This is a genomic window from Arthrobacter sp. JCM 19049, from assembly GCF_001310435.1.
This window is the reverse complement of record NZ_BAXF01000167.1, coordinates 1-4307: the sequence shown is the minus strand read 5'-3', so window position 1 is coordinate 4307 and position 4307 is coordinate 1. Positions and strand designations below refer to the sequence as shown.

2 protein-coding genes and 3 pseudogenes are annotated in these 4307 nt (G+C 63.6%); all 5 read left to right on the top strand.

Annotated features, from left to right (window positions below; translation table 11 throughout):
* Window positions 1-623: pseudogene (whiA, locus tag JCM19049_RS08690) on the top strand (DNA-binding protein WhiA); the annotation flags it as partial.
* A complete protein-coding gene (locus JCM19049_RS08685) occupies window positions 607-1311 on the top strand; it encodes a superoxide dismutase (RefSeq protein ID WP_279402793.1) in 705 nt (234 codons plus the stop codon). The pseudogene whiA and the gene JCM19049_RS08685, both read left to right, overlap by 17 nt.
* A 181-nt stretch (window positions 1312-1492) precedes the next feature.
* A pseudogene (gap, locus tag JCM19049_RS08680) lies at window positions 1493-2498 on the top strand (type I glyceraldehyde-3-phosphate dehydrogenase).
* Between the two features lie 17 nt (window positions 2499-2515).
* A pseudogene (pgk, locus tag JCM19049_RS08675) lies at window positions 2516-3740 on the top strand (phosphoglycerate kinase).
* Between the two features lie 3 nt (window positions 3741-3743).
* The coding region (locus JCM19049_RS08670; protein ID WP_374700268.1) for a triose-phosphate isomerase at window positions 3744-4307 on the top strand (564 nt) is incomplete at its 3' end.

Sequence of the window (4307 nt, the reverse complement as noted above, 5' to 3'; positions counted from 1 at the left end):
CAACGGGTCCACCGCCGACGCCGAAGCGGTGTGGCGCGGCGCCTTCCTCTCCCATGGCTCACTGACCGAACCCGGGCGCAGCTCCGCCCTGGAAATCACCTGCCCCGGCCCGGAAGCCGCCCTGGCCCTGGTCGGTGCCGCCCGTCGCTGGACATCACCGCCAAGGCCCGCGAGTGCGCGGGGTGGACCGCGTGGTCATCCGTGACGGAGACGCCATTGCCCAGCTGTTGACACGCATGGGCGCACATGATGCGCTGATGGTGTGGGAAGAACGCAGGATGCGCAAGGAAGTGCGGGCCACCGCGAACCGGCTGGCCAACTTCGACGACGCCAATCTGCGACGCAGCGCCCAGGCGGCGGTGGCCGCCGGAGCGCGCGTGGAACGTGCCCTGCAGATCCTGGGCGACGAGGTGCCCGAGCACCTGCGTTACGCCGGGTTACTGCGACTGGAACACAAACAAGCTTCATTGGACGAGCTTGGTCGCATGGCCGAACCGCCAATGACGAAGGACGCCATCGCAGGCCGGATCCGCCGCCTTTTGGCCATGGCCGACAAAAAGGCGGGCGAACTGGGAATACCTGGGACTGAGTCCAGCGTTCCAGTAGATGCACTGGAACAGTAAGTGTCCCCGCGGACAACAGTTCGCGGAGATTCATCCGATTGAGAAGATTGAGGAGAATCATGCTGTTTATTCGCTGCCTGAACTGCAGTACGACTACGCCGCTCTGGAGCCGCATATCTCGGCTCGCATCATGGAGCTGCACCACTCGAAGCACCACGCCACCTACGTGGCCGGGGCCAACACCGCTCTGGAGCAGATGGCCGAAGCCCGCGAAAAGGGTGAATTCGGCAACATCCCGAAGCTGTCCAAGGACCTGGCCTTCCACCTCGGTGGCCACACCAACCACTCGATCTTCTGGAACAACCTCTCCCCTGAGGGCGGCGACAAGCCCGAGGGCGAACTGGCAGCTGCCATCGACGAGTTCTTCGGCTCTTTCGACGCCTTCCGCGGCCAGTTCACCGCTGCTGCGACCTCACTGCAGGGTTCGGGCTGGGCCGTGCTGGCCTACGAGCCGATCGGTGGCCAGCTGGTCATCGAGCAGCTCTACGATCAGCAGGGCAACGTCCCCGTCGCGACCATCCCGCTGCTGATGCTGGACATGTGGGAGCACGCCTTCTACCTGGACTACGTCAACGTCAAGGGCGATTACGTCAAGGCGTTCTGGAACATCGTGAACTGGGCTGACGTTCAGGCTCGTTTCGCGGCCGCCCGCCAGGGTGCAACCTCGCTCGTCGTTCCGGGCAAGTAACGAAAGAGACAGTTAGCTGTCTCACACATCTCGCCAGTGATGGCGTAGAATGTAATCAGTGATTCGGGCCCCGAACCATCGGGCCCGAAGACACGACACAACGGAGTGTCCTTCAACGAAAGGCCGCTTCCGTTAGCACGCGGTAGTGGCACCAACATCCCCATTTAGAGGAGATAGTCACGTGACAACCCGTGTTGGAATCAATGGTTTCGGACGAATCGGACGCAATTACCTGCGCGCGGCCCTGGCCAAGAACGCAGACATTGAAATTGTCGCCGTCAACGACCTTGGTTCAATCGACTCCCTGGCCCACCTGGTGAAGTTCGACTCCGTTCTGGGTGTTCTGCCCGTAGAGGTCAGCGTGGAAGAGGACGTCATCGTCGTCGGCGAGAAGCGCATCAAGGTGCTCTCGGAGAAGGACCCCGAAAACCTGCCCTGGGGCGAACTGAACGTCGACATCGTCGTGGAATCCACCGGACGTTTCACCAAGGCCAAGGACGCCCAGAAGCACCTAGACGCCGGCGCCAAGAAGGTCATCATCTCCGCCCCGGCGAAGAACAACGACATCACCATCGTGATGGGCGTAAACGACGACCAGTACGATCCGGCCAACCACCACATCATCTCGAACGCCTCGTGCACCACCAACTGCCTGGCCCCGATGGCAAGGTGCTCAACGATGAATTCGGGATCGTTGACGGCCTGATGACCACCATCCACGCCTACACCGCCGACCAGCGCCTGCAGGATGCCCCGCACAAGGATCCGCGTCGTGCCCGCGCTGCTGCCCTGAACATCATCCCGACCACCACCGGTGCCGCGAAGGCCATCGGTTCGGTGCTGCCGGAGCTGAAGGGCAAGCTGCACGCTACGCCATGCGCGTGCCGGTCCCAACCGGTTCGGCCACCGACCTGACCGTGAACCTGCCGCGCGAGGTCACCGTGGAGGAAGTCAACGCAGCCTTCGAGAAGGCCGCCTCCGAAGGCAGCCTGGCCCCGTACCTGCAGTACTCCACCGATCCGTTGGTCTCCTCGGACATCGTGACCAACCCGCATTCGGCGATCTTCGACTCCGAGCTGACCACCGTCATGGGCAAGAGCGTGAAGATCCTGGCCTGGTACGACAACGAGTGGGGCTACTCCTCCCGACTCGTTGACCTAACTCAATTCGTGGGATCGCAGCTCTAGTCAGATAATCTAGAGACATGTCTGCACACACTCTCGACGAATTGCTCGCCGACGGTGTCCGTGGGCGGCACGTTCTGGTCCGCAGCGACCTGAACGTGCCGCTGGACGGTACCACTGTCACCGACGACGGACGCGTGCGCGCGTCCCTGCCCGTGCTCACCAAACTCACCGAGGCCGGCGCCAAGGTGATCGTGATAGCCCACCTGGGCCGCCCCAAGGGCACCGTGATCCCAAATACTCCATCGCCCCGGCCGCCCACCGGCTCAATGAACTGTCCGACTTCGAGGTCATCGTGGCCGAGGACGTGGTGGGCCCCTCCGCCCAGCAGTCCGCCGCCGCACTGGCCGAGGGGCAGGTGCTGGTGTTGGAAAACGTGCGCTTCGATGCGCGCGAGACCTCCAAGGACGACGCCGAGCGTGGCCAGTTCGCCCGCGAACTGGCGGAGCTGACCGGCCAGAACGGCGCGTATGTCAACGACGCCTTCGGTGCAGTGCACCGCAAGCACGCCTCGGTCTACGACATCGCTTCACTGCTTCCCTCCTACCAGGGAGACCTGGTGGCCACCGAGGTGAAGGTGCTCAAGACCCTCACCGAAGCCCCGAAGCGCCCCTACGTGGTCGTGCTGGGCGGCTCGAAGGTTTCGGACAAGCTGGCGGTCATCGACAACCTGCTGGGCAAGGCCGACCAACTGCTGATCGGCGGCGGCATGGCCTTCACCTTCCTCAAGGCCCAGGGGCACGCCGTCGGCGGCTCCCTGTTGGAAGAGGACCAGGTCGCGACCTGCCAGGAGTACCTGAGCCGCGCCGAGAAGCTTGGCTGCGACATTATCATCCCGACCGACGTTGTGGTGGCGGAGAAGTTCGACGCCCAGGCCGCGCACGAAGTGTTGGACGCCGACAAGATCGAGCAGGCCAGCTTTGGGGCCAACGGGCTGGGCCTGGACATCGGCCCGAAGACCGCTGAACTGTTCGCCAGCTACATCACCAGCGCCAACACCGTTTTCTGGAACGGGCCAATGGGCGTCTTCGAAATCCCGGCATTCGCCGAAGGCACCCGCCGGGTGGCCGGTGCCCTGGCCGAATCGGAGGCCTTCAGCGTGGTGGGCGGCGGAGACTCCGCGGCCGCGGTACGCACCCTGGGCTTTGATGAAGACGACTTCGGTCACATTTCAACCGGCGGCGGAGCTTCGCTGGAATACCTTGAGGCAAGACCCTGCCGGGTCTGGCCGCTCTGGAAGGCTAGTCAATGACTATTTCAAAAGATGGAAAGTTCGTCCGCACGCCGTTGATCGCCGGCAACTGGAAGATGAACATGGACCACATCCAGGGCATCACCCTGGTGCAGAAGCTGGCCTGGACCCTGAAGGACCACCAGCATGACTACGACCGCGCCGAAGTGGCCGTATTCCCGCCGTTCACCGACATCCGCGGGGTGCAGACCCTGACCCTGGGTGACAAGCTGGACATCGTCTACGGTGCCCAGGACCTGTCCACCCAGGATTCGGGAGCCTACACCGGGGAAATCTCCGGCCAGTTCCTGAACAAGCTGGGCTGCAGCTACGTGCTGGTCGGTCACTCCGAGCGTCGCCAGTACCACAACGAGACCGACGAGGTCGTCGCCGCCAAGCTGGCCGCAGCGTACCGCCACGAGCTGACCCCGGTGCTGTGCATCGGCGAGGGACTGGACAAGCGCCAGGCCGGCGAGCACGTGGCCTACACGCTCAACCAGCTGGAGGCTCCATTGCGGGGCTCACCGCAGAACAGGCCGCCAGCCTGGTTATCGCCTACGAACCGGTGTGGGCCATCGGCA

What these genes read in the sequence shown, in the direction of transcription:
- JCM19049_RS08685 (WP_279402793.1), top strand. Translation starts at nt 607, where the DNA reads ATGCACTGGAACAGTAAGTGTCCCCGCGGACAACAGTTCGCGGAGATT.